Raw genomic sequence first — 23993 nt, 5'->3', positions numbered from 1 at the left:
CTGCTGAACTGAGGGCATGACGACACCTCAGGAAGAACTGCTGGCCGGCACGCGTCGGGCGTTGTTGCGCCGGATCGCCGTCGCCCAGGCCGAAGAGCGGGCCCCGTCTCTCGTCGCGACCGTGGTGCGGGACGGAGAAGCGGTGTGGACGGGCGCGCGGACGTCGTTGGAGGGGCACGCGCCGGACGGGGACACGCAGTACCGGATCGGTTCCCTCACCAAGACCTTCACCGCCGTTCTGGTGCTCCGGCTGCGTGACGAGGGGGCGATCGACCTCGACGAGCCGTTGGAGAAGTACCTGCCGGGTACGGGCGTGGGGGAGGCGACCATCGCCGAACTGCTCGCGCACACCGGTGGTCTGGCGGCTGAGACGCCGGGCCCCTGGTGGGAGCGCACTCCTGGCTCCCTGCGGCCCGACCTCGCCGATGTACTGGGCGAGCACCCCCTGGTCCACCCGGTCGGTAGGCGGTTCCACTACTCGAACCCCGGATACGCGCTGCTCGGCGCGCTCGTGGAGAAGGTGCGCGGTGCTTCGTGGGAGGCCGTTCTCCGACGTGAAGTTCTCGAGCCCCTGAGTCTGCATCGGACGGGTGTGCGTCCGCAGGTGCCGTACGCGGAAGGCTGGGCGGTGCATCCGTGGGCCGACGTGATGCAGCGTGAGCCCGCCGAGGACCTCGGACGGATGGCGCCCGCCGGGCAACTCTGGTCCACCACAGACGACTTGGCGCGCTTTGCCGCGTTTCTGGCCCGTGGTGACGAGCGGGTGCTGGGTATCGGGTCGTTGCGAGAGATGAGGAGGCCGGCGGCGCCGGTGGAGGCGGCGGACGTGGCGAGTGGCTATGCGTACGGCCTGGGAATGGAGGTGCGTCACCGGGACGGGCAGGCCCTCATCGGGCACACCGGATCACTGCCGGGCTTCCTCGCCTGTCTTGTGATGAGCGTGGAGGACGACGTAGCCGCAGTGGTCCTGGCCAACTGCACGTCCGGACCAATGCTGTTCCCGGTCGCCGCCGATCTCGTTCGGATCGTTGCCGAGGCGGAACCCCGTATCCCCGCGCCTTGGAGGCCGTTGCGGGAGGAGGACTCCGCTGTGCTGGAGTTGGTGGGGCAGTGGTACTGGGGGACGCTCGGCTTTGCCCTGCGGCTGTCGGCCGACGGACTGGTGTCGCTGGAGCCGCTGTCCGGCAAGGGTCGTAGCTCGAGTTTCCGATCGAACGGCGACGGCACCTGGACAGGACTGGAGGGTTACTACGCCGGAGAGCTCCTGAAGCCCGTACGACGGCCGGACGGATCGGTGAGCCATCTGGACCTCGGGTCCTTCGTGTTCAGCCGTCGACCGTATGACGAGGAAGCTTTTGTGCCGGGCGGAGTGGATCCCGAGGGGTGGCGGGGGGTCGGATAGGGCCCGATTGCACGGTGACTTGCCCAGGGGGCTGTTTCACGTGAAACAGCCCCCTGCCTGCCTTCACAGTGCGAGCTTGAAACCCACGTGGGAAGCCGAGAAGCCGAGCCGCTCGTAGAAGCGGTGGGCGTCGGTGCGGGTGTTGTCGGAGGTCAGCTGGACCAACTGGCAGCCCTGGCGGCGGGACGCGTCGATGGCCCACTCGATGAGCCGGGCCCCGAGGCCGCTGCCGCGCTCGTCGCTGTGGATGCGGACGCCTTCGATGATCGACCTCGTGGAACCGCGCCGGGACAGCCCGGGGACGATCGTGAGTTGGAGCGTGCCGACGACACGGCCCTGGCGGACCGCGACGACCAGATGCTGGTTCGGATCGGCGCTGAGCCGCTCCAGAGCGGCCAGGTACGGGCGGTGGTCGTCCGGCGACTCGCGCTGTGCGCCCAAGGGGTCGTCCGCAAGCATGTCGACGATCGCCGGGATGTCGTCGGTGGCCGCGGGGCGTATCTCAAGATCTCCCATGGTCGCACCCTACGCAGACATGTGCCGAGGAGGTTGCCTCATGCAGGTACCGATACCGATGTCTTCAGTGTCTCCACTGCGCGGACCAGCGGGGCCAGATCGGGGTTCTTCGCCGCCGCGTCGAGAGCCTCGCGCAGCGCGGAGTCATTGGTCGGCCGTGCCTTCTCCAGAAGCAGGAGACCGGCCTGCGTGACATTGGTGTAGATGCCGCGCCGGTCCGTGGGGCACAGGTAGCGCTCCAGCAGGCCGCGGTTCTCGAGCCGGGTGACCAGGCGGGTGGTGGCGCTCTGGCTGAGTACGACCGCGTCGGCCACCTGCTTCATCTGGAGATGCCCCCCGACGCCGTCGTGCTGTCGGCTCAGGACGTCTAGCAGGGAGTACTCCCGCACGCTCAGATCGTGCTGGGCCTGGAGGGCCCGCTCGATATGGGCCTCGATTCTCCCGTGCAGCAGCGAGAGCGCGCACCAGCCCTGAGTGAGGGCGGTCAGTGCGGGGTCCGTGGCGGTCATGGGCGTTCCCTCCGTTCAGGTGCTGCTGAGGCCAGGGTAGAGCAAGAGCGAAATAGACCGCGTTTGCAAGTAACCCGCGCATGCAACTATTGTCCTTGCCTGTAAGGCGCATGCGCAACCAGTTGAAAGGTCTGTTTCCCTCATGCCTCTCGCGCTCCTTGCCCTCGCGATCGGGGCCTTCGGGATCGGAACGACGGAGTTCGTGATCATGGGTTTGCTGCCCGAGGTCGCAGGTGACTTCGGCGTCTCCATTCCCACCGCCGGCCATCTGGTGACCGGCTACGCCCTGGGTGTCATGTTCGGTGCCCCGCTGATGACCGTGCTCGGCACCAAGGTCTCCCGCAAGCGGATGCTGATGCTGCTGATGGGCCTGTTCATCGCCGGGAACCTGCTTTCGGCTCTGGCCCCCGTCTTCGGCGCCATGCTGCTCGGGCGGGTGATCGCCTCGCTGGCCCACGGTGCCTTCTTCGGTATCGGCTCCGTGGTCGCGGCCGACCTGGTCGCCCCCGACAAGAAGGCCGGAGCCATCGCCATGATGTTCACCGGACTGACCGTCGCCGATGTCGTCGGTGTTCCCCTGGGCACTCTCGTCGGCCAGTCCGCCGGCTGGCGCGTCACGTTCGGGATAGTCACCGCGCTCGGTGCCGTCGGTCTGGTCGGCATCGCCAAGCTCGTTCCCGATCTTCCCCGGCCAGAGGGCGTACGGCTGCGTGACGAACTGGCCGCGTTCAAGAACGTCCAGGTCCTGCTGGCCATGGCGATGACCGTCCTGGGCTTCGGCGGTGTCTTCGCGGCCATCACCTACATCGCGCCGATGATGACGCACGTCGCCGGCTTCGCCAACGGATCCGTCACCTGGCTGCTGGTCCTCTTCGGCCTCGGCATGGTCGGGGGCAACCTCATCGGCGGCAAGTACGCGGATCGCGCCCTGATGCCCATGCTGTACGTGTCCCTGGGCGCTCTCGCCGTCGTCCTGGCACTCTTCACACTGACCGCGCACCACAAGATCCTGGCGGCCGTCACGATCGTCCTGATCGGTGGTCTGGGCTTCGCCACCGTCCCGCCCCTGCAGAAGCGGGTTCTCGACCAGGCTCACGGCGCCCCCACCCTGGCTTCGGCCATGAACATCGGCGCCTTCAACCTCGGCAACGCCCTGGCCGCATGGCTCGGTGGTCTCGTGATCGCGGCAGGGCTCGGTTACACCGCTCCCAACTGGGTCGGCGCCGTCCTTGCGGCGGGTGCCCTGGTGCTGGCCTTCGTGTCCGCCGCCCTCGACCACCGGGACAAGGCCTCCAGCACCCGGGTCGCAGGCTCGGCGCCCACCACACAGCGGACCTCGGTCCCCCACTGATCTGAACGCCGGTGAGAACGAGGCCGGGGCCGTCCTCACCCCGTCTTCGGCCGCCACCGGCCGACTTCCTCACCACGACCACCGACGTCACCGCTACAACCCGGCATCGCCCGTACACCAAGGAGTACTTGCTCATGAGCACCACCGCCGCTGTCGCCCCGCTCACCACCGCCGACGCCGAAGCCCTGGTCACGGCCGCACACCAGGCTGCCGAGGCCGCCGGGGTCACGGTCAGCGTGACCGTTCTGGACGCAGGAGGGCATCCGCTCGCTTTCCGGCGGGACGACCGCGCCGTGCTGATCTCCGGTGAGACCAGCACCCGCAAGGCGTACACCGCGCTTCAACTGGACGTGCCCACCGCGGACCTCGTCGAGGCCGTGCAGCCGGGAGGGCTCTTCCACACCCTGCCCACCGCACTGGACCGACCGCTGCTGTTCATCGCCGGTGGTGTGCCCGTCCGGCGCGGCGGCCGTCTGATCGGCGCGGTCGGCGTCGGCGGCGGTGCGCCGGAGCAGGATCACTCCTTCGCCACGGCCGCCGTGGATGCCCTCGTCTGACGGGCGGTCCCCACAGAGCACGCCGGTTCCCGAAACCTCCGGGAACCGGCGTCGTCGTGTCCGGAGCCTCAGCCGGCCGCGACCGTCACGGGGGCGAACCTTCGGGTCCAGTCCCCGGGCATCTCCGTGATCCCGTACGTCATGACCGCATTGAAGGCGATGGACGCCAGACCATGGCCCTTCGCCCAGGTCAGCAGCTCTCCATGCCGTACATCGATGTCCGTCCGCAGCGGCCGGTCGGTGTGAGCGGCGAGAGAAGCGAGGAGTGCCATGGCTGTAGGGGTGTCGCGGGCGATCAGCGGGCCCACGACATGGGTGTCCATATTGGGCCACGCGGCCGCGTAACCGATGATCCGGCCGTCCTCCTCGGCCACGCGCACCTGGTCGGCGAACGAGGGCAGTCGGGTGACGATGTGCGTACGGTCCGCCCCGAACACCTCCTCGTCGAGCCGGAGGAGGGCGGGCAGATCCGCGGCGGTGGCGGTGCGGGTGAAGGTCCCTGGAACCTCTGCCCAGTTCGGGACGAAGTGCCCGCGGAGCATCTCCGCCCGGCCGACGACCTTGAAGCCGAGCTCCTCGTAGAGGGGGAGGCCGTTCGGTGTCGCGTGCAGTGTCAGGGGCGTGGCGCTCATCGCCGACATGACGTGGCGCATCAGGCGGCGTCCGATGCCCTGGCGGGCATGCCGTTCGGCGACCAGAACCATACCGATGGCCCCGAGCGCGGGGTGCTCCTGAGGGCCGTACTCGGTGACGACACAGGCGGCGCCCAGACCGCCGTCGGGATCGTCGATCCCATAGCCCTTCCCCGCGGAGAGAAGGAGCCCCCACTTGTGCTCCTCACGCGGCCACCCGCGATCCTCGGACAGGTCGGCGCAGGCCGAGAGATCGCGGGGGGCGAGGCGACGGATGGGCAGAGAAGCAAGGGAGAGTGTCGACACGCGGGTCAGGCTGTCCGACAGAGGCTGCTGGTGTCCACCTGTTTCCGAGATCTCCGGGAAGCCCACGAGCCGGTGCCCTTCGCGTGATGCCCGTGCGTCATCCCAGGTCGGGAGCGTGCATGGCGCGTACGCCCTCGATGTTGCCGTCCAGGTAGTGCCGTAGTGACAACGGGACGAGATGGACGGAGGCGATGCCCACGCGGGTGAACGGCACGCGGACGATCTGGTACTCGCCGGTGGGCTCGTCGACCTCCGGGCCGTGTCGCAACGACGGATCCATGGACTCCAGCCGGCACACGAAGAAATGCTGCACCTTCACACCGGTGGCGCCACCGTCCTCGCCGATGTGCTCCACCGTGTCGACGAAGCAGGGCACCACGTCGGTGATCTTGGCGCCGAGTTCCTCGTACACCTCTCGGTGCAGAGCGTCGACGACGGTCGGGTCCTCCGGCTCGACTCCTCCACCGGGGGTGACCCAGTAGGGATCCACGCCGGGCTTGGTTCGCTTGATCAGGATCAAGTGGTCACCGTCCAGCAGGACGGCACGGGCGGTGCGCTTGACCACGGGGCGGACGGTCATGGAGGAAATGTGGCCCAGCTTGTTCCACGTGAAACATCGCGACACGCCGCCGGCCGGTTTTCCCGGATGAGCCGCGCGGCCGAAGGATCAGCACCAGTCGGCGGCTGTCTGCTGCAACCACTCATGAGCGCGCGCGACATGCGGCATCGCCAGCGTGCCGTTTCGGACCACCAGGAAGTACGTGCGCAGCGGTGGCACGGCGGGCTCGTGCAACGCGATCACCTCTCCGCGTTCGAGTGCGGTCGTACACAGGTACCGGGGCAGTACGGCCAGCCCGGCACCCGCGGCGACGCAGGCCAGCACCGCGCGTAGATCCGGAACGATGACGGTACCCGGGGTGCCAGGGCGGGAATCGAAGACAGAGGCCCAGTAGCGGGAGACGAGGGGCAGTGACTCGTGCACCTCGATCACCGGGATCTGTCCCAGCGCGGATCCCCCGGTGTGGTGGAGCTTGTCGGATTCGGCTTGCCGAGCCCAGCGGGGTGCGGCGACCAGGACGTGCTCCTCGTCGCAGAGCGCGGTCGCCGAGAGCAGCGTGCCACGCGGCCGGACCGTGCTGATGGCCAGATCATGTCGCCCCGCGGCCAGCCCTTCCAGCGTCTCCTCGGCGGTCCCGAAGGAGGTGCGTAAGGCGAAGCTGTGGCCGTTCTCGCGTGCCAGCGCGGTGAGCGCGGGCACCGCCCGCTCGGCAGTGAATTCGAGAGGCCCTGCCAGGTGCAGTGTCCGCGAGGAGGAGTCCTCTTCGAGTCCGGTCTCGGTGATCTCCACCAGAGCGTCGAGATGCGGCGCTGCTTTGTGGGCGAGTTCGTCCCCGATGGTCGTCGGTGTCACACCGCGGGCCTGCCGCAGGAACAAGGGTCGACCCAGCTGCCGTTCCAGGGTCCGTATCTGTGAGGTCACGGCCGGCTGGGAGAGGCCGAGCAGGGCGGCGGCCCGGGTGAAGGAGCCGGCTCGGTGCACGGTCACGAAGGTCCGCAACAAGGCCAGGTCCACAGCACGCCCTCCTCTTCGTCAGCCCCGTTGCCACCTCGGCCCAACTATAAATATGTCGATAGGTCGCTGTCGCTACGGTGATTGGACACTGACACTGAGTCAACTAGCCTTGGTCGCGCGGTTCTTCGCGCGCAGAACCGAGGGCGGTCCGAGCCACGAGGGGGGAGGCTCGGACCGCCCGTCATCCGGAGCAGGGCGCCTGTCATCTGCCTGGACGGCTCGGTCAGGCGGCTGCTTCGTCCAGTGCGTGCAGCACGTCCGCCACCAGGTCGGCCGGATCCTCGGCTCCGACGGAGAAACGGACGAAGCCCTCCGGAACCGCGTCCCCGCCCCAGCGACCGCGTCGCTCGGCCGTGGACCGCACGCCGCCGAAGCTGGTCGCGGCGTCCACGAGCCGCAGCGCCTCGAGGAAACGGTCCGCATGCGCGCGTGTGGGCAGCGTGAAGGACACCACGCACCCGAAGCGCCGCATCTGCCGCGAGGCGACCCGGTGCGAGGGGTCGTCCGGCAGCCCCGGATAGCGCAGCCCCGTCACCTCGGGCCGTTCCCGCAGGGCCCGGGCGAGCGTCAGGGCGGTGGCGTTCTGCCGGTCGACCCGCAACTGGAGTGTGGCGATCGAGCGGTGCGCGAGCCATGCCTCCATGGGGCCGGGGATGGCACCGACGATCTTGCGCCAGCGGCGCACGGCGGCCATCGCCTCGGCGTCGCGGCCGACGACGTACCCCAGGAGGATGTCCCCGTGGCCGGTGAGCTGTTTGGTTCCGCTGGCCACGGCGAAGTCGGCACCGAGCTCCAGCGGACGCTGGCCGAGCGGTGTCGCGAGGGTGTTGTCGACGGCGACCAGCACGCCGCGCGCGCGTGCTGCTTCCGCGAGTCGTCGCACGTCGCACACGTCGAGCCCAGGGTTCGACGGCGTCTCGATCCACAGCAGCCGCGCGCCGTCGAGGACGTCGAGCTGGGCGTCGCCGCCGGTCGGTGCGGTACGCACCTCGATGCCGTACGCCTCCAGCTGGGTGCGCACCAGGGGCAGCACCTGATAGCCGTCGTTCGGCAGGACGACCGTGTCCCCGGTGCGCAGCTGCGAGAAGAGCACCGAGGAGATCGCGGCCATGCCCGAGGCGAACACCAGGGTCTCGGCGCCGTCCTGCCCCGGTGCCTCCAGATCCCCGATGGCCTGCTCCAGCAGCGTCCAGGTGGGGTTCTCGTCCCGGCCGTAGGTGTAGGGGCCGGAGGGGTCGCCGGGCAGGTGGAAATGGGCGGCGAAGACGGGGCCGGGCAGGGTCGGTTCGTGCTTGACCGGCTCGGGCAGTCCGGCCCGCACCGCGCGTGTGCCGTCACCGGGGAAGGGCCTCTTCGGGTCCGTCCCGTGGCCGCCGTCCGTTGTGGAATCGCTCATGCCGCTCGTCCTTCCGTCTGCTCGCGTACCGCGGTGAGCAGCCCGGTACTCGCTGCCTCCACCATCTCAAGACATGCGACGAAGCCGTCCGCACCTCCGTAGTACGGGTCCGGTACGTCGAGATCGTCGCCCGCCCCGGGATCGTACGAGCGCAGCAGGCGCACCTTGTCCGCGTCCTGTGGGGTGGGTGCCAGGCGGCGCAGTGCTCCGAGGTGGCCCGTGTCGAGCGCGACGACGAGATCGAGACGGGCGAACCACGACGGGTCGAACCGCCGGGCCGTGTGGCCCGCGACGTAGCCGTTCTCCTCCAGGACGGCCACCGCGCGGGGATCGGCGCCGTCGCCCTCGTGCCAGCCGTGGGTGCCGGCGCTGTCCACCTCGACCGTGCCGTCGAGGCCGGCCTCCACGACGCGCGCGCGGAAGACTGACTCGGCCATCGGGGAACGGCAGATATTGCCGGTGCAGACGAAACAGACGCGGTACGTCATGGTGCTCAGTCCCCGTCGGGCAGAACGACGTTGAGGGCCCAGGAGACGACCGAGATGATCAGACCGCCCAGTACGGCCGTCCAGAAGCCCTCCACATGGAAGCTCAGGTCGAACTGGCCGGCCAGCCAGGAGGTGAGCAGCAGCATCAGCGCGTTCACCACCAGTGTGAACAACCCGAGCGTCAGGATGAGCAACGGGAGGCTCAGGAGCTGCACGATCGGCTTGACCAGGAAGTTCACCACGCCGAAGATCAACGCGACGAGTATGAGGGTGCCGATCTCCTTGCCCGTGCTGTCACCTGTGAGGGTGATCTTGTCGATCAGCCACACCGCCGCCGCGAGGGCGGCGGCGTTGGCGATCGTCTTGACTACGAAATTCTTCATGTGTCTGATCGTGGCAGACAGGACCGGACATGAGCAGTGAGGCAAGGGCGGACAGGATATGAAGGCATTCCGGCTGGACGAACTGGAGGCCGAACGCGCCGCCAACGAGGGCGCGTACCTTCAGTTCCTGCGGGAGCGGAACATGTCGGTCGGCCTGTACGCCCTGGACGCGGGCGGGCAGGATCCGCAGCAGCCGCACCACCAGGACGAGGTGTACTTCGTCGTCAGCGGCAGGGCGGCGATCACCGTCGGCTTGGAGACCACGCAGGTGGCACGCGGCAGCGTGGTGTACGTGCCGGCGGGGGTCGCGCACAAGTTCCACCACATCAGTGAGGACCTGCGGGTCCTGGTGGTGTTCTCTCCCCCCGAGAGCTGAGCCGCGGTCTCGGGGTTCCCTAGGGGACCGGTCAGGGGAGGACAAGGGATCCGAGGCCCCCGGTGGGGCTCCTGGCGACCTAGCATCGAGTGCAGGACATCATTCACGCGACCCGGCACGAGACGGGCGGAGAGGTAAGGACGAAGGCGATGCGAGAGATCTTCACGGGACTGCCGTGGTGGGTGAAGTGGATCGCGGTGCCGGTCATCGCCCTGGTCGTGTTCGGGGGGCTGATAGCGAGCGTGGTCGGCTTCGTGATCGGCCTGCTCTTCAAGGTGTTGGTCTTCGCTGCCCTGGTCGGCGGAGTCATCTACGTCGTACGGAAGTTCACGTCGAGTTCGTCGTCGCGCGGCGACTGGTGAGCCCCATGGGGAGCCGGTGAAGCGGTAACGGGCGACACCGGTTCCCTCGGGCGGGGGAAGTTTCCCGGACGGGCCGTCCGCGTGCGGTGACAGACGGTTAGAGTCCGGAACGCCATGCGGGGGCAATCCCCGCGAGCGGCGTACACCCCCACCCGTGTTCCCCCGCACGGGCTGCCCCCCTCGCTTCGGGAGTGACCCTTGGCCACGGCTGACACCGTCACCGCACAGCTGCCTGCTGTTCCCTGCCAGCCCCGTGCGCGGGCGGTCTCCGAACCGGCGCCCACCGCCACCCTCATCGGCTCCGTGCAGCGCGCGATGCGTCTGCTGGAATCCGTCGCCGGGCATGAGTACGGAGCCCCGGCCAAACAGTTGGCCCGCGAGACCGGACTGGCCCTTCCCACGACGTACCACCTGCTGCGCACCCTTGTGCACGAGGGCTATCTGCGCCGTGACAAAGGACTGTTCTTTCTCGGCGACGCAGCCGAGAGGCTGAGCAGCAGCGGGGCCCCGCAGAAACGTCGCAGCACGGTCGTCGACGCGCTCGCGCGGTGGCGTGACGCGATCGGGGCTCCCGTGTACTACGCGGTGTACCGCGAGGGCGAGATCGACCTCGTGTGCGTCTCCGACACTCCCGGCAATCCCGCGGTCCAGGAATGGGCGGACTTCCGGGCGACCGGCCACGCGCACGCCATCGGGCAGTGCCTGCTGTCCCAGCTCGACGAGGCCGCCCGCCGCGACCACCTCGACCGCTTCCCCGTGCAACCCGTCACGCCGTACACCGTGCGCGACGCACACGGTCTTCTCCGACGCCTGGAGCGGACCCGGCGCATGGAACCGGTGATCGAGCGCCAGGAATACGCCCTGGGCACGGTGTGCGCGGCCATCCCGATCACGGCCGGCACCACGGCTGCGACGATCGCCATCTCCCTGCCCGCGCATCAGGCCCACCGGCTGCTCCCCGCCGCGCAACAACTGCAGACGGAAGTGGGCCGTCTGCTCGGGCCGTTGGGGCTCTCTATCACCATCTGAAAACTCACTCCTTGTGATTCACCGTGTACGTTGAGCAAGATTCACCCAGTGTCAGGGGTCCATTCCCGGCTGGTCCGCGGCTAATGACGGGGTAGGCGATGCGCGAGTCCGTACAGGCAGAGGTCATGATGAGCTTTCTCGTGTCGGAGGAGTTGTCCTTCCGCATCCCGGTGGAGCTTCGCTATGACACCTGTGATCCCTACGCCGTGCGGCTGACCTTCCATCTTCCCGGTGACGCGCCTGTGACCTGGGCGTTCGGCAGAGAGCTGCTGATCGACGGCGTCGGCAGACCATGTGGCGAGGGCGACGTGCGGGTGTCACCGGTCGAGCCCGACGCCCTGGGCGAGGTGCTGATCCGGCTTCAGGTCGGTGGCGACCACGCGCTGTTCCGTTCGTCGACGGCGCCGCTCGTGGCCTTTCTCGACCGCACCGACAAGCTGGTGCCGCTGGGCCAGGAGGGAGCGCTCGCCGACTTCGACGCCCATCTCGACGACGCACTGGACCGCATCCTGGCGGAGCAGGGCGCCGGGTAGAGGGTTCCGCCACTCGGACAGCCGGTGGCGGAACCGTTCATCGTGTTCCGTCACATCGGTGCAGGAACGCTTTTGCGCCGGTGGACGAGCCACTCCGGTGGGCCGGTCACCCGGGGCGGGGCCGCAGCCGGTCATGTGTCGGCAGCAGGCTCTCCGGCGCCGTGCCGTAACGGGGTCACCGCTTCCGGCGCCTGCCCCTCCCGCCCCGCGCCGGAACCGCCCGGACGCTCTCCCCGGGTGTCTGCGCCGCCGCACGGTCGGCCGAGACCACCAGGGCGGCCAGAGCCGTGGTGACCGGCACCGCGGCCACCAGACCGATCGAGCCGACCAGCGTACGCACGATCTCCTCCGCGACCAGCTCGCTGTTGGCGACCGTCCCCACACTGCTCTGCGCGATGGAGAACAGCAGCAGCAACGGCAACGCGGCGCCCGCGTAGGCGAGAACGAGAGTGTTGACCACGGACGCGATGTGATCGCGGCCGATACGGATGCCCGCGCGGTACAGCCCCCGCCAGCCCATCGACGGGTTGGCCTCGTGCAGTTCCCAGACGGCCGATGTCTGGGTGACCGTCACATCGTCGAGCACACCGAGCGACCCGATGATGACGCCGGCCAGCAACAGACCGCTCATGTCGATCTCGGGGTAGAGGCCGTGGATCAGTCCGGTGTTGTCGTCGGTGTTGCCGGTCAGCACGGCCCAGTCGATGAAGACCGAGCCCAGAATGCCGATCAGCAGCAGCGAGACCAGAGTGCCTAGCACCGCCACGGATGTGCGCGCCGACAGCCCGTGACAGAGATACAGGGCCTGCAGCATGATCGCGCTCGCCCCCACCACCGCCACGACCAGCGGGTTCGATCCCTGCAGAATGGCGGGCAGGATGAAGAAGTTCAGCACCAGGAAGCTGACCGCCAGCGCGATCAGTGCCATCACGCCGCGCAGCCGTCCGACGGCCACGACGGCGACCGCGAAGATACCGGCGAGCAGGGCCAAGGGGAGACGCCGGTTCACGTCGGCGACCGAGTACTGCAGGTCCTTCGGAGCGGAAGGTTCGTAGGCGACCACGACCTCCTGACCCTCGCTCAGCTGACGGGACTGGTCCGGCTGCACGATCTCGGTGAACGTACGGTCCTGGTCCTTGCCGCTGTCGACCCGGATCGTCGCCCTCTTGCACGTGCCGTCCGCCTGCTGCTGCGCGGAGGAGCCCTCGGCCGTCGAGGTGTCGCCGGTCGGGACGCCTCCGGAAGCGTTGACGGAGGAACAGCTCACCTCGACCACCTTGGTGACCGTGGCCTCCTGCGTCTGCCGGTCGAAACCGACGCCGGTGCGCTCGTGTCCCGGTGCGCCGCCCGGCCACAGCACGACGAGGCCGACCAGCACCGCCGCGGTGAACGGGATGAGGACCGCCGCGATGACCTTGCGCAGGTGCTTCGAGACGGGGGCCGCGGGGCCGTGACTGTGACTGTGCCCGTGCGAGTGGCCGTGTCCGCCGCCGGAGTCCGGACCGTGCTCGTGTCCGTCGTCGACCGGAGGGGGGCCACCGTGGCCGCCGCTGTGGCCGCCCCCGCCCCCGCCCGGGCCACGGTCATGGTGGCCGCTGCCCGGCTCCGGACCCCGGCCGTGACCTTGCCCCCGCGATTGCCCCGCCCCCTGCCCCCGCCGCTCCTGCTCCTGGCTCGGGTGGCCGGCTCCGGGCCCGCGCCCGAACCAGTCTCCGGAACCGGAGCCGTCTCCCTGGCCGTCCTCACGGCCTGTGCTGTTGCCGGCTGCGGGCCCTCTGCCACGGCCGCCGCCGTTTCGGGCGCCGGAGCCGAAGGGTGGTTCGGGCGGTGGGTACGGGGGATGTTGCGTCGAGGTCACCGCCCGATCATCGCAAGAACAACGAGGGCCCTCTGTTCACCGCGCCAGAATTGACGCTAGCGTGGGGGCACCTTTTGTACACGCGGGAGCTCGGAGCACCGGGCTGAGAGGACGCTGACCTCCGTCCCAGCGACGTTTCACATGAAACATCACTGCTGTCCGAGTGATGTTCCCCACGGAACGCCGACCGACGGAAACCGCTGCGTCGACCGCTGAACCTGTTACCGGGTAATGCCGGCGTAGGGAGTAGGTCTCATGACCAGCAAGGACACACGCACGCCTGCCTCCACGCAGAACCCGACGGAGACGTCGGAGCAGGAGGAGGCCGGGAAGTCCATCGGATGGCACAAGGCGTACGTCGAGGGCACGCGCCCCGGTCTACGGGTGCCGGTCCGTCAGGTGCACCTCACCAACGGCCAGTCGGTCACGCTGTACGACACCTCGGGCCCGTACACCGACCCCCTGGTCGATACCGATGTACGCAGGGGGCTGGCGCCGCTGAGGGAGAACTGGATCATCGCGCGCGGCGACACCGAGGAGTACGCGGGCCGTCCCGGCCGTCCCGAGGACGACGGGATCAAGCACACCTCGCCGCGCGGCGGCCTGCGCAACCTCGACGCGGTGTTCCCGGGCCGGCCCCGTCAGCCGCGCCGCGGCCGCGCGGGCGGGGCGGTCACGCAGCTGGCGTACGCACGTCGCGGTGAGATCACATCCGAGATGGAGTACGTGGCCATCCGGGAGAACGTGTCGCCGGAGGTCGTGCGTGAGGAGATCGCGGCGGGCCGCGCGGTGCTGCCCGCCAACGTCAACCATCCGGAGACCGAGCCGATGATCATCGGCAAGCGGTTCCTGGTGAAGGTCAACGCCAACATCGGGAACTCCGCGGTGACCTCCTCCATCGAGGAGGAGGTGGAGAAGATGACCTGGGCGACCCGCTGGGGCGCCGACACGGTCATGGACCTGTCCACCGGCCGCAATATCCACACCACCCGGGAGTGGGTGCTGCGCAATTCCCCCGTCCCCATCGGCACCGTGCCGCTCTACCAGGCGCTGGAGAAGGTCGACGGCAGGGCCGAGGAGCTGACCTGGGAGATCTACAAGGACACGGTCGTCGAGCAGGCCGAGCAGGGCGTGGACTACATGACGGTTCATGCGGGCGTACGGCTGGCGTACGTGCCGCTGACCGCCAACCGCAAGACGGGCATCGTCTCGCGCGGTGGCTCGATCATGGCGGCGTGGTGTCTGGCGCACCACAAGGAGTCGTTCCTGTACGAGAACTTCGAGGAACTCTGCGAGATCCTCGCGACCTACGACGTCACGTACTCGCTCGGCGACGGGCTCCGGCCGGGGTCGATCGCGGACGCCAACGACCAGGCCCAGTTCGCCGAGTTGCGCACACTCGGGGAACTCAACCGGATCGCGAAGCGTTTGAATGTGCAGACCATGATCGAGGGGCCGGGGCATGTCCCGATGCACAAGATCAAGGAGAACATCGACCTTCAGCAGGAGATCTGCGATGAAGCCCCGTTCTATACGCTCGGCCCGCTGACGACGGACGTCGCGCCCGCGTACGACCACATCACCTCCGGTATCGGTGCCGCGATGATCGCCTGGTGGGGTACCGCCATGCTCTGTTACGTCACACCCAAGGAGCATCTCGGCCTGCCCAACCGTGATGACGTCAAGATCGGCGTCATCACCTACAAGATCGCCGCCCATGCCGCCGACCTGGCCAAGGGACATCCGAGTGCGCAGGAGTGGGACGACGCGCTGTCCGACGCGCGCTTCGAGTTCCGTTGGGAGGACCAGTTCAACCTCGCCCTCGACCCGGACACGGCACGGGAGTTCCACGACGAGACCCTTCCGGCAGAGCCCGCCAAGACCGCGCACTTCTGCTCGATGTGCGGGCCGAAGTTCTGTTCCATGAAGATCAGCCAAAGCATCACGGAGCGGTTCGGCGGTGCCTCGCCGGAGGGTGCCTCGGCCGAGGAGATCGCCGAGGGGATGCTGCAGAAGTCGAAGGAGTTCGCGGAGGCGGGCAACCGCGTGTACCTGCCGCTGACGGACTGAACTGACTGAATCGAACTGGTTGAACGGGCGAGGGGCGGGTCGTTCGGGCCCGCCCCTCTCGCTCCTCACGGGGACGGATCGGCAGACTGTATGCCATGACAGCGCAATCAATGAGCAAGGGGTCCAACCTTCCCGTCGATGCCCCGGTGGTGCGCGTCGAGCTTGCTTGGACCGCCGGGGCCGGTGTGCCCGACATCGACGCGTCGGCTCTCCTGCTCACGGCGGCCGGACGAGTGCGGGACGACGGCGATTTCGTCTTCTACAACCAGCTGCGGCACGCCTCCAACGCTGTGACACATCGGGGAAAGCGGAGCACCGTCGGTGCCGCGACCGACACGGTCGAGGTCGACCTGCGCCTGCTGGAACCGGCCGTCGAGCGGATCGCGCTGTGCGCGTCCTCCGACGGCGGGACCTTCGGCCAGGTCCCGGGGCTGGTGCTCAGGCTGCTCGACGCCGGGGCGGAGACCGAGATCGCCCGGTTCGACATGGTGGCCGACACGGAGACCGCGTTCATCGGTGGCGAGCTGTACCGGCGCCAGGGGAAGTGGAAGTTCCGCGCGGTGGGCCAGGGGTACGCCTCCGGGCTCGCGGGGCTGGCCACTGACTTCGGTATCACCGTGGACGACGCTCCCCCGGCGGCCCCCGCCGCCGTGCCTCCGGTCGTCGCGTCCCCCGTCACGCCTGCCGTCTCCGCTCCGGTGCCTCCCGCTCCGGTGCCTCCGGTCCCGGCCGTTTCCCCGGCCGCTCCGCGCCTCACCAAGGGAGAGGAGCGGCTGCCCGTGGACATGCGCAAGCGGCTGTCGCTGCGCAAGGAGCAGGTGGCCGTCAGCCTGCGCAAGCACGGGGCCGCCGAGGTCACCGCGCGCGTCATCCTCGTACTGGACGCCTCCGGTTCCATGGCACCCCAGTACTCCAAGGGAGTCGTGGCGGACGTCGTCGAGCGCATGGCCGCGGTCGCCGCGCAGTTGGACGACGACGGCGAGATGCAGGCATGGACGTTCGCCTCGCATCCGGCACGGCTGCCGGACCTGCGGCTGGGCGAGCTGTCCGACTGGCTCCGGCTGCACGTGCGGGTGGGGGAGATGAGCCTCTTCCGGCGAGGGCGGAAGAAGGGCCTGGACCCGAGCCAGGTCGACATGCGGGAGGTCGGCATCCAGAACGAGGAGCAGAAGGTCATCGCCGAGGTCCGCTCGTTCGTCGGGAGCAATCCCGCGGCGGCCCCGACGCTCGTGCTGTTCTTCTCCGACGGCGGGGTCTACCGGAACACCGAGATCGAGCGTGAGCTCCGCGAAGCGGTGGAGGAACCCGTCTTCTGGCAGTTCGTGGGGCTCGGACGGTCGAACTACGGCGTGCTGGAACGATTCGACACGCTGCCCGGACGCCGCGTCGACAACGTCGGGTTCTTCGCCGTCGACGACATCAGCACCGTGCCGGACCCGGAGTTGTACGACCGTCTGCTGTCCGAGTTCCCGTTGTGGATCACAGCTGCGAGCCGGGCGGGCATCCTATGACCAGGGGCACGATCTGGCCCGGGCATGAACTGACCCAGACATGACTTGACCCGTGCACCCGGCACACGCCCCCGTCGCGGAGCCTCTCGAGAGGGCTCCGCCGGTGAGGGAGCGCCGGCCGGCGACCACGGACTCGGGCCGGTACTTCGGCCGTTCGCCTACTCAGGCTGGTGTTCCGGCCCCCCGAAGTCCGGGCTGCTGTAGTCCGGACTCGAGTAGCTCGGCCGCGGGCCGCGGCTCGGGCCTTCCCCGGGGCTGGTGAATCCCGGCCGGTGGTAGCCGAGGTTCGGGATACGGCTGGTCGGTTCGGACGGTGCCGCGTAGCGCAGTGCGGCTGCCGTGCCGGGATCGGTGAGAGCGTCCCGCAGGAACGGCATGATTCCCCGCTCCAGCAGTGCCTCGTGCCAGGCATCCCTGGCCAGGGCCAACTCCTTGTCGCCTTCCACGTACGGCCCGCTCCGGGCCGAGGGCTTGTTGCGCAGCGCGGTGAGGAGCAGGCCCACGGCGGCGACCAGGATGGCGACCGCGGTCACGGCGCCGAACGTCCAGCCCGTGGTGAGCATGGTCCGGGCGAAGGCCGCGCTGAGGTCGAGCACGCGCAGGATGTAGCCGACGAGCAGGAAGAGCACGGCCGCCGTTCCGGCCAGGACGGGTGCCAGAACGGCGATGACGGCGACCGCACCCGCGCCGGCGGTCTCGGCGGCCTCCCCCATGGCGGCGGCGAGCCCCGCTGTGCCGGGTTCCGGCTCGGAGGAGCCCGACTCGCGCACGGCCGGGGTGGCCGACGCCGGTGGCCGGCGCAGTTCCTCGCGGACCTTGATGTAGTGCTGGTACTCGGTCGCCGCGGCCGCCGTGATGATCGCGGTGGCATTGAGCGCCATGGTGCGCAGTTGTTCGGAGTTGAGCCGCTGACCGACAGCGGTCAGTTCCGGGCGGTGTGGTGCGGAGCGCAGCACCTCATCGAGAATCCGCTCGTATTCCTGGCGGTCCTCGGTCAACAGGTGCTGCGGAACGCTGTTCATGTGCATCCCCCGATGCTCCGTAGGGCTTGTGGCTCGGCATGCTGACGAGCCGCTGGGCAGAAACGGAGGGGAGCCTGCTACGGATAAGCCGATGGTAGAGCGCTGACGGTGCGCCGTGACAGGGGGTTTACCGAAATTGGCCGTTGTCCGGTGCGGTCCCGGGCCGGTGACGCCTGGCCCGGGACCCGCTCACTTGGCGAGTGGCAGCTTCTGGACCAGCAGTTTTCCGGCCATCGTCACGCCGCCGTCCATCGCGATGGCCAGTCCCTCGGCGTAGACGTGCGGACCCTCGACGACGGGACCGCTGTCGTCCCCGCCGTCCTCGGAGCCGACTTCGCCCAGTAGGTACGGAATGGGGCTGTGGCCGTGAACGACCCGGGTGCCACCGTACGTATTCAGCAAGGAGCGCACCGCTTCGGCGCCGCCCTCGTCGCGGAAGGAGAACCGCTTGGTGAACTTGCGGAACAGGTCCCAGACCTCGTCGGCGTCGTTGCGGGTGATCGTCTCGCGGACGGTGTCGTTGACCTCTTCGATGGAGTGGCCGTAGTCGAGGTAGGCGGTGGTGTCGGAATGCAGCAGGAGGTGGTCGTCGACGGCCTCGACGGCGTCCAGGCGGGCCATCCACTGCAGGTGGTGGTCCTGGAGCCGGTCCATGTCGGTTTTCTGCCCGCCGTTGAGGAGCCAGGCCGCCTGGAAGGTGGCGGTGCCCGCGCCGGATTTGACGGGAGTGTCGCCGAACCGCTTGGCGCCGAGCAGCAGCAGTTCGTGATTGCCCATCAGGGCCTTGCAGTAGCCGCCGGCCGCGGCGGCCTCGGCGGACAGCCGCATCACGAGATCGATGACGCCGATGCCGTCCGGTCCCCGGTCGGTGAAGTCGCCGAGGAACCACAGCCGTGCGGGGCCGGCGCACCACTGGCCCGCGGAGTCGATGAGACCCTGCTCCTGGAGGGCGGCGACCAATTCGTCGAGGTACCCGTGGACGTCACCGACCACGTACAGCGGGCCGGGCCCGGTGGGAGGCTGCGGGGCGGAGACGGACGCGGGGTCGACGATCACCTGCACAGTGTCACCCCGATTGATGACCGGAAGGTCCCGACGCGTGGGTGTGTATCCCTCCGGGAGGCTCTCCGAGGGCGGCGGGGCCGCCGCGTCGCCGGGGTGCATGCTGTGGGCGTACGGACCGGTCTCGTGGATGTACGCGGGCACCCGGAAGTCGCGCACCGTCGGTGTGCGCTCCACCCCGGGTCCCTGACCGGCCCCCTGAGTCATCGACCCCTCCACCATCAAGCCGCAACTGCACCGCGTCGGACTGCCTGGTCGCAGCGGCCCGCGGTGTCGTGGGCCCATCATAGGAACGCGGATCGTGCCATGTGATGACCCAGGGGTGGTGAATTGGAGCAAGACTCCAGCTCGCCGCGGTTTTCGCCCCATTTGGTCAGGGCTTCGCCCGTAGTTGCGGCCACCCGGCCGTGCCGGCTCCTCCTGGGACCGCGTACGTCCGTCTCAGGGCAGCCGGCCCACTTCCGTAAGCAGCGGCTCCCGGAGGGGGAGCCGTCCCTTCCCCCTCCGGGAGCCGGGCCCGGTCGTCCTTTCCGGGGGCCTGCGGTTTTTCTGCCGGTCAGGCCGGCGACCGCGGCGGGCTGACCGTCGTGCGTGGTGGTCGGCGCTGCGACGAGGTGCGCACGATCAGCTCGGTGGGTATCACCTGCGCCACCGTGTGTTCCGGATCGACCCCTTCGATGGCGTCGATGAGCAGCTGGACCACAGCCGTGCCGATGCGTCGTGGTTTGAGCGAGAGGGTGGTGACGGGCGGCTCGGTGCTGGCGTAGACGGTGGACTCGCTGCAGCAGACGAGCAGCAGGTCCTCCGGGACGCGCAGGCCGTAGCGGCGCGCGGCGGCGAGCAGATCGGTGCCGTTGGGATCGAACAGGCCGTAGACGGCGTCGGGACGGTCGGGACGGGCGAGCAGCCGGTCGGCGGCGACGGCGCCGGCGCACGGATCGTGTGCCGGATAGGACTCGTACACCGGGTCCTGGCCGACGCGCTCGCACCAGTGCAGATACGCGGTGGTCGACAGGTGGGTGTAGGTGTCGGTCGTGGTCCCGGTCAGCAGGCCGATGCGGCGGGCGCCCGCGGCGGCCAGGTGGTCGAGGATGCCGAGGACTGCGGCCTCGTGGTCGTTGTCCACCCAGGCCGTGACCGGGAGCGAGCCGGCCGGACGGCCGTCGGAGACGACCGGTAAACCCTGCCGGACCAGTTCACTGACGACCGGATCCTGGTCCGAGGGATCGATGACGACCGTGCCGTCCAGAGCGACGTTGGACCACACGTCGTGTCGGGAGGTCGCGGGGAGGATCACGAGGGCGTAGCCGCGGGCGAGCGCGGCGGAGGTGGCGGCACGCGCCATCTCGGCGAAGTACGCGAACTCGGTGAAGGTGAAAGGTTCTTCCCCGTATGTCGTCACGGTCAGGCCGATGAGTCCCGACTTGCCGGTACGGAGCGTGCGGGCGGCGGCCGAGGGCCGGTAGCCCAGTCTGTCGGCGACCTCGCGGACGTGGCGCCGGGTGGCGTCCGGGAGCCTGCCCTTGCCGTTGAGGGCATCGGAGACGGTCGTGATGGAGACTCCGGCGGCGGCGGCCACGTCCCTGATGCCCGCTCGACCCGGCTTGCTGCCTCGGCGTGAGGTTTCCGCGCGGCTCACCTGGTGCTTCCCTGCTGCTGTCATGGCGAGCCGATAGTAGGGCTCATGCGGTGGGGTAGGGCGGACGCATATGCATGCGTTGACAGGCACGTTTCTGCATGATCATTAAAGGGTAAGTTCCTTGCAAAGCAAGGATGTTGGATGTTCCAATGCCAAGACCTGGCGTGTCGGCCCATGCGGGCCTGCCGAGGGGGCGATGTTGCGAAGAGGTCTCAACTCACCTGCACGGGGGATGCGCGCCACGGCGCGAGCCACCGGCGCGTAGATATATGTGCGGCGCGCCCCCGGCTCGGACGCCCTTTGTGTGCCTTCACACAGCGATGCCCCTGTTGCTGAAGGGACGGATGGCACGGAGGCGCCTTCTGTTGCCGCTGTACGTGCCCACGCAGCGGTGTCTCCCCGCAACGGCTTCTCTACTCCGCCGCGTCGAATCCTCATAAGGTGAGCAGTATTGGATGTCGGCGGCGGTCATGGGCCGCCGGTCTTCGGAGGAGGACTGCGGTGAGCGAGACCAGCCCCAAGCTGCGCGCCGAGCTGGAGGGTATCCCTACGTACAAACCGGGCAAACCGGCGGCGGCCGGTGGTCCGGTGGCCTACAAGCTGTCCTCCAACGAGAACCCGTATCCACCGCTGCCGGGGGTGATGGAGGCCATCGCCTCCGCGGCGTCCTCCTTCAACCGCTACCCCGACATGGCCTGCACGGCCCTGATGGCGGAGCTGGCCGAGCGCTTCGCCGTCCCGGTCTCCCACCTGGCCACCGGCACCGGCTCGGTCGGCATCGCCCAGCAGCTGCTGCAGGCCACCTCGGGCCCCGGCGACGAGGTGATCTATGGCTGGCGCTCGTTCGAGGCGTACCCGATCATCACCAGGATCAGCGGTGCCACCCCCGTGCAGGTGCCCCTGACCCCGGGCGATGTGCACGATCTCGACGCGATGGCCGAGGCGGTCACCGATCGGACCCGGCTCATCTTCGTCTGCAACCCCAACAACCCGACCGGCACGGTGGTCCGGCGGGCCGAACTGGAGCGCTTCCTCGACCGGGTGCCCCGCGATGTCCTGGTGGTGCTCGACGAGGCCTACCGTGAGTTCATCCGTGACCCCGAGGTGCCGGACGGCGTGGAGATCTACCGGGAGCGGCCCAATGTCTGTGTGCTGCGGACCTTCTCCAAGGCCTACGGGCTGGCCGGGCTGCGCGTAGGTTTCGCGATCGCCCACGAGCCGGTGGCCGCGGCGCTGCGCAAGACGGCGGTGCCGTTCGGTGTGAGCCAGGTCGCGCAGGACGCGGCGATCGCCTCGCTGCGTGCCGAGGACGAGCTCATCGGCCGGGTCGGTTCGCTGGTGTGTGAGCGCAACCGGGTCATGGGCGCGCTGCGTGCTCAGGGCTGGAAGGTGCCCGAGAGCCAGGCCAACTTCGTGTGGCTGAGGCTGGGGGAGCGCACGGCGGCGTTCGCGCAGGCGTGCGAGCAGGCGGGCGTGGTAGTCAGGCCGTTCCCTGGGGAGGGGGCGCGAGTGACGGTCGGCGAGACCGAGGCCAACGACATCTTCCTGAAGGTGACGGAGGCCTTCCACAGGGAGCTGTAGCCGCCCGGGGCCTCGGACCGCCCCAGTCTCGCAACCGGAACAGCCGGCCGACGGTTCAGCCGTCGGCCGGCTGTTGATGTTCCTCCCCCTGGCAGCGTGTCGCCTTCATGTCGACCCTGTCGCCCCTGCCACCCCTGTCTCCCCGAAGCGATCCCCAAGGGGTTGACGTCACAGGGGACCCCCCTTCCGGATACGAAAAGCAGTAGGTCATAATTGCTTGTGAATGTGAACGCGTTCACAAGCGCATCCTGTTTCTTCCGGGATGTGGGGGATGAACGGGATCAAGCGGTCGCTGTGACGCAGCGATGTAAGGAGCGACGACGTGGACCTGGCTCTGGCGCCGGAGACCCTGGCGCGATGGCAGTTCGGTATCACCACCGTCTACCACTTCCTCTTCGTTCCCCTGACGATCTCGCTGGCCGCCCTCACCGCCGGGCTGCAGACCGCCTGGGTGCGCACCGAGAAGGAGAAGTACCTCAAGGCGACGAAGTTCTGGGGCAAGCTCTTCCTGATCAACATCGCGATGGGCGTGGTCACCGGCATCGTGCAGGAGTTCCAGTTCGGCATGAACTGGTCCGACTACTCGCGGTTCGTCGGTGACGTCTTCGGCGCCCCGCTCGCCTTCGAGGCCTTGCTCGCCTTCTTCTTCGAGTCCACCTTCATCGGCTTGTGGATCTTCGGCTGGGACAAGCTGCCCAAGAAGATCCACCTGGCCTGCATCTGGATGGTCTCGCTCGGCACCCTGCTGTCCGCCTGGTTCATCCTCGCGGCCAACTCCTGGATGCAGCACCCGGTCGGCTACCGGATCAACGAGGAGAAGGGCCGCGCCGAGCTCACCGACTTCTGGCTGGTGCTCACCCAGAACACCACGCTCAACCAGGTCTTCCACAGCTTCTCGGCGGCCTTCCTGACGGGCGGCGCCTTCGTGGTGGGCATCGCGGCCTTCCACCTGATGCGCAAGAAGCACATACCCGTGATGCGGACGTCGCTCCGGCTCGGCCTGGTCACCATGGCGGTCGGCGGGCTGCTCACCGCGGTCAGCGGGGACACCCTCGGCAAGGTCATGTACGAGCAGCAGCCGATGAAGATGGCTGCCGCGGAGGCGCTGTGGGACGGCGAGGGCCCGGCACCGTTCTCCGTGTTCGCGTACGGAGACGTCGACAAGGGACACAACAAGGTCGCGCTGGAGATCCCCGGGCTGCTGTCCTTCCTCGCTCACGGTGACTTCGAGTCGCATGTGCCCGGAATCAACGACACCAATGAGGCCCTGCAGGAGGAGTTCGGGCCCGGTGACTACCGGCCCATCGTCCCCGTCGCCTACTGGAGCTTCCGATGGATGATCGGCTTCGGCATGGCGTCCCTGTCGCTCGCCCTGCTGGGACTCTGGCTCACGCGGAAGAGGTTCCTGCTGCCGGCCGCCCTGCGCACCGGGGAGGACGAGGTCCCGCATCTGGTGCTGCTGAAGAAGCCGCTCGGGGCACGGCTCACCCGGCTGTACTGGCGCCTGGCGCTCTGGACGATGGCGTTCCCGCTGATCGCCAACGCCTGGGGATGGATCTTCACAGAGATGGGCCGGCAGCCCTGGGTCGTCTACGGCCTGATGCAGACCCGCCACGCGGTCTCCCCCGGTGTGTCCCAGGCCGAGGTCATCACCTCGATGAGTGTCTTCACCCTGCTCTACGCCGTCCTGGCCGTCATCGAGGTCAAGCTGCTCGCCAAGTACGTCAAGGCGGGTCCGCCCGAGCTCACCGAGGCCGACCTCAACCCGCCCACGAAGATCGGCGGCGATCCCCGTGACGCCGACAAGCCGATGGCCTTCTCGTACTAGGCCGAGGGA

23 protein-coding genes and 1 riboswitch are annotated in these 23993 nt (G+C 68.7%); of the genes, 11 read left to right on the top strand and 12 right to left on the bottom strand.

Features of this window, described 5'->3' with window-relative positions:
- The first annotated feature begins 16 nt into the window (after positions 1-16).
- Positions 17-1402 carry a serine hydrolase gene (locus DIZ27_RS02490; protein WP_109376558.1) on the top strand — a complete coding sequence of 462 codons (1386 nt, stop codon included), beginning with the start codon at positions 17-19 and terminating at the stop codon, positions 1400-1402.
- A 63-nt stretch (positions 1403-1465) separates the two neighbouring features.
- On the opposite strand, the gene DIZ27_RS02485 is transcribed toward DIZ27_RS02490, so the two are convergent.
- Together DIZ27_RS02485 and DIZ27_RS02480 are read right to left on the bottom strand one after the other, a co-directional pair.
- Positions 1466-1918 carry a GNAT family N-acetyltransferase gene (locus DIZ27_RS02485; RefSeq protein WP_109376557.1) on the bottom strand — a complete coding sequence of 151 codons (453 nt, stop codon included), beginning with the start codon at positions 1916-1918 and terminating at the stop codon, positions 1466-1468.
- Positions 1919-1956: 38 nt separating this feature from the next.
- Positions 1957-2427 (bottom strand): MarR family winged helix-turn-helix transcriptional regulator, encoded by a 471-nt coding sequence (locus tag DIZ27_RS02480; RefSeq protein WP_109376556.1) that lies wholly within the window; start codon positions 2425-2427, stop codon positions 1957-1959.
- 142 nt (positions 2428-2569) lie between these two features.
- Between DIZ27_RS02480 and DIZ27_RS02475 the strand changes: the two genes are divergently transcribed.
- Positions 2570-3778 carry an MFS transporter gene (locus DIZ27_RS02475; protein ID WP_109376555.1) on the top strand — a complete coding sequence of 403 codons (1209 nt, stop codon included), beginning with the start codon at positions 2570-2572 and terminating at the stop codon, positions 3776-3778.
- A 134-nt stretch (positions 3779-3912) separates the two neighbouring features.
- A complete protein-coding gene (locus DIZ27_RS02470; RefSeq protein WP_109376554.1) occupies positions 3913-4335 on the top strand; it encodes a heme-binding protein in 423 nt (140 codons plus the stop codon).
- 68 nt (positions 4336-4403) lie between these two features.
- On the opposite strand, the gene DIZ27_RS02465 is transcribed toward DIZ27_RS02470, so the two are convergent.
- The 6 genes from DIZ27_RS02465 to DIZ27_RS02440 form a co-directional block, all read right to left on the bottom strand.
- On the bottom strand, positions 4404-5273 hold the full coding sequence (locus DIZ27_RS02465; RefSeq protein WP_109376678.1) for a GNAT family N-acetyltransferase: 870 nt from the start codon (positions 5271-5273) through the stop codon (positions 4404-4406).
- Between the two features lie 97 nt (positions 5274-5370).
- The gene (locus tag DIZ27_RS02460) at positions 5371-5853 is read right to left on the bottom strand and encodes an NUDIX domain-containing protein (protein WP_109376553.1); all 483 of its coding nucleotides are present in this window, start codon (positions 5851-5853) and stop codon (positions 5371-5373) included.
- An 87-nt stretch (positions 5854-5940) separates the two neighbouring features.
- Positions 5941-6846: a LysR family transcriptional regulator gene (locus DIZ27_RS02455; RefSeq protein WP_109376552.1), complete on the bottom strand. Its 906-nt coding sequence runs from the start codon at positions 6844-6846 to the stop codon at positions 5941-5943.
- Positions 6847-7069: 223 nt separating this feature from the next.
- Entirely contained in the window at positions 7070-8242 is a 1173-nt protein-coding gene (locus tag DIZ27_RS02450; protein ID WP_109376551.1) for a cystathionine gamma-lyase, read from the bottom strand.
- A complete protein-coding gene (locus DIZ27_RS02445; RefSeq protein ID WP_109376550.1) occupies positions 8239-8730 on the bottom strand; it encodes a low molecular weight protein-tyrosine-phosphatase in 492 nt (163 codons plus the stop codon). The genes DIZ27_RS02450 and DIZ27_RS02445 overlap by 4 nt, the downstream gene beginning before the upstream one ends.
- 5 nt (positions 8731-8735) lie before the next feature.
- A complete protein-coding gene (locus DIZ27_RS02440; protein WP_109376549.1) occupies positions 8736-9113 on the bottom strand; it encodes a phage holin family protein in 378 nt (125 codons plus the stop codon).
- A 58-nt stretch (positions 9114-9171) separates the two neighbouring features.
- Between DIZ27_RS02440 and DIZ27_RS02435 the strand changes: the two genes are divergently transcribed.
- The 4 genes from DIZ27_RS02435 (at position 9172) to DIZ27_RS02420 (ending at position 11413) form a co-directional block, all read left to right on the top strand.
- Positions 9172-9489: a cupin domain-containing protein gene (locus tag DIZ27_RS02435; protein WP_109376548.1), complete on the top strand. Its 318-nt coding sequence runs from the start codon at positions 9172-9174 to the stop codon at positions 9487-9489.
- A gap of 149 nt (positions 9490-9638) precedes the next feature.
- A complete protein-coding gene (locus DIZ27_RS02430; RefSeq protein ID WP_109376547.1) occupies positions 9639-9851 on the top strand; it encodes a DUF5326 family protein in 213 nt (70 codons plus the stop codon).
- Positions 9852-10154: 303 nt separating this feature from the next.
- Positions 10155-10880, top strand: coding sequence for an IclR family transcriptional regulator C-terminal domain-containing protein (locus DIZ27_RS02425; RefSeq protein WP_109376677.1), 726 nt, complete (start codon positions 10155-10157; stop codon positions 10878-10880).
- 98 nt (positions 10881-10978) lie between these two features.
- Positions 10979-11413: an SsgA family sporulation/cell division regulator gene (locus DIZ27_RS02420; RefSeq protein ID WP_109376546.1), complete on the top strand. Its 435-nt coding sequence runs from the start codon at positions 10979-10981 to the stop codon at positions 11411-11413.
- Positions 11414-11588: 175 nt separating this feature from the next.
- Here DIZ27_RS02420 and DIZ27_RS02415 read toward each other — a convergent pair whose 3' ends face one another.
- Positions 11589-13271 (bottom strand): YibE/F family protein, encoded by a 1683-nt coding sequence (locus DIZ27_RS02415; protein WP_109376545.1) that lies wholly within the window; start codon positions 13269-13271, stop codon positions 11589-11591.
- A gap of 72 nt (positions 13272-13343) precedes the next feature.
- A riboswitch (TPP riboswitch) is annotated at positions 13344-13534 on the top strand.
- Between DIZ27_RS02415 and thiC the strand changes: the two genes are divergently transcribed.
- Together thiC and DIZ27_RS02405 are read left to right on the top strand one after the other, a co-directional pair.
- Positions 13527-15341: a phosphomethylpyrimidine synthase ThiC gene (gene thiC / locus DIZ27_RS02410; protein ID WP_109376544.1), complete on the top strand. Its 1815-nt coding sequence runs from the start codon at positions 13527-13529 to the stop codon at positions 15339-15341. It overlaps the preceding riboswitch by 8 nt.
- A 95-nt stretch (positions 15342-15436) precedes the next feature.
- Positions 15437-16852, top strand: a complete 1416-nt coding sequence (locus tag DIZ27_RS02405) for a VWA domain-containing protein (protein WP_109376543.1) — start codon at positions 15437-15439, stop codon at positions 16850-16852.
- Between the two features lie 158 nt (positions 16853-17010).
- Here the strand turns inward: DIZ27_RS02405 and DIZ27_RS02400 are convergent, their stop codons facing one another.
- The 3 genes from DIZ27_RS02400 to DIZ27_RS02390 form a co-directional block, all read right to left on the bottom strand.
- Positions 17011-17880, bottom strand: coding sequence for a hypothetical protein (locus tag DIZ27_RS02400; RefSeq protein ID WP_109376542.1), 870 nt, complete (start codon positions 17878-17880; stop codon positions 17011-17013).
- Positions 17881-18063: 183 nt separating this feature from the next.
- Entirely contained in the window at positions 18064-19158 is a 1095-nt protein-coding gene (locus tag DIZ27_RS02395; protein WP_109376541.1) for a metallophosphoesterase, read from the bottom strand.
- A gap of 334 nt (positions 19159-19492) precedes the next feature.
- Positions 19493-20599 (bottom strand): LacI family DNA-binding transcriptional regulator, encoded by a 1107-nt coding sequence (locus DIZ27_RS02390; RefSeq protein ID WP_109376540.1) that lies wholly within the window; start codon positions 20597-20599, stop codon positions 19493-19495.
- A gap of 477 nt (positions 20600-21076) precedes the next feature.
- Here DIZ27_RS02390 and hisC point away from each other — a divergent pair, with 477 nt between their 5' ends.
- Complete coding sequence (gene hisC, locus DIZ27_RS02385) at positions 21077-22156, top strand: histidinol-phosphate transaminase (RefSeq protein WP_109376539.1); 1080 nt, start codon at positions 21077-21079, stop codon at positions 22154-22156.
- Between the two features lie 322 nt (positions 22157-22478).
- Positions 22479-23984 carry a cytochrome ubiquinol oxidase subunit I gene (locus DIZ27_RS02380; RefSeq protein ID WP_109376538.1) on the top strand — a complete coding sequence of 502 codons (1506 nt, stop codon included), beginning with the start codon at positions 22479-22481 and terminating at the stop codon, positions 23982-23984.
- Positions 23985-23993 lie beyond the last annotated feature (9 nt).

The organism is Streptomyces sp. NWU339, from assembly GCF_003143855.1.
Lineage (GTDB): Bacteria > Actinomycetota > Actinomycetes > Streptomycetales > Streptomycetaceae > Streptomyces.
This window is presented reverse-complemented; position numbering and strand designations above follow the sequence as displayed.

What these genes read in the sequence shown, in the direction of transcription:
- DIZ27_RS02435 (WP_109376548.1), top strand. Translation starts at nt 9,172, where the DNA reads ATGAAGGCATTCCGGCTGGACGAACTGGAGGCCGAACGCGCCGCCAAC.
- DIZ27_RS02460 (WP_109376553.1), bottom strand. Translation starts at nt 5,853, where the DNA reads ATGACCGTCCGCCCCGTGGTCAAGCGCACCGCCCGTGCCGTCCTGCTG.
- DIZ27_RS02400 (WP_109376542.1), bottom strand. Translation starts at nt 17,880, where the DNA reads ATGCACATGAACAGCGTTCCGCAGCACCTGTTGACCGAGGACCGCCAG.
- DIZ27_RS02430 (WP_109376547.1), top strand. Translation starts at nt 9,639, where the DNA reads ATGCGAGAGATCTTCACGGGACTGCCGTGGTGGGTGAAGTGGATCGCG.
- DIZ27_RS02395 (WP_109376541.1), bottom strand. Translation starts at nt 19,158, where the DNA reads ATGGTGGAGGGGTCGATGACTCAGGGGGCCGGTCAGGGACCCGGGGTG.
- DIZ27_RS02450 (WP_109376551.1), bottom strand. Translation starts at nt 8,242, where the DNA reads ATGAGCGATTCCACAACGGACGGCGGCCACGGGACGGACCCGAAGAGG.
- DIZ27_RS02485 (WP_109376557.1), bottom strand. Translation starts at nt 1,918, where the DNA reads ATGGGAGATCTTGAGATACGCCCCGCGGCCACCGACGACATCCCGGCG.
- thiC (WP_109376544.1), top strand. Translation starts at nt 13,527, where the DNA reads ATGACCAGCAAGGACACACGCACGCCTGCCTCCACGCAGAACCCGACG.
- DIZ27_RS02480 (WP_109376556.1), bottom strand. Translation starts at nt 2,427, where the DNA reads ATGACCGCCACGGACCCCGCACTGACCGCCCTCACTCAGGGCTGGTGC.
- DIZ27_RS02470 (WP_109376554.1), top strand. Translation starts at nt 3,913, where the DNA reads ATGAGCACCACCGCCGCTGTCGCCCCGCTCACCACCGCCGACGCCGAA.
- DIZ27_RS02405 (WP_109376543.1), top strand. Translation starts at nt 15,437, where the DNA reads ATGACAGCGCAATCAATGAGCAAGGGGTCCAACCTTCCCGTCGATGCC.
- DIZ27_RS02445 (WP_109376550.1), bottom strand. Translation starts at nt 8,730, where the DNA reads ATGACGTACCGCGTCTGTTTCGTCTGCACCGGCAATATCTGCCGTTCC.
- DIZ27_RS02490 (WP_109376558.1), top strand. Translation starts at nt 17, where the DNA reads ATGACGACACCTCAGGAAGAACTGCTGGCCGGCACGCGTCGGGCGTTG.
- DIZ27_RS02440 (WP_109376549.1), bottom strand. Translation starts at nt 9,113, where the DNA reads ATGAAGAATTTCGTAGTCAAGACGATCGCCAACGCCGCCGCCCTCGCG.
- DIZ27_RS02475 (WP_109376555.1), top strand. Translation starts at nt 2,570, where the DNA reads ATGCCTCTCGCGCTCCTTGCCCTCGCGATCGGGGCCTTCGGGATCGGA.
- DIZ27_RS02420 (WP_109376546.1), top strand. Translation starts at nt 10,979, where the DNA reads ATGCGCGAGTCCGTACAGGCAGAGGTCATGATGAGCTTTCTCGTGTCG.
- DIZ27_RS02390 (WP_109376540.1), bottom strand. Translation starts at nt 20,599, where the DNA reads ATGACAGCAGCAGGGAAGCACCAGGTGAGCCGCGCGGAAACCTCACGC.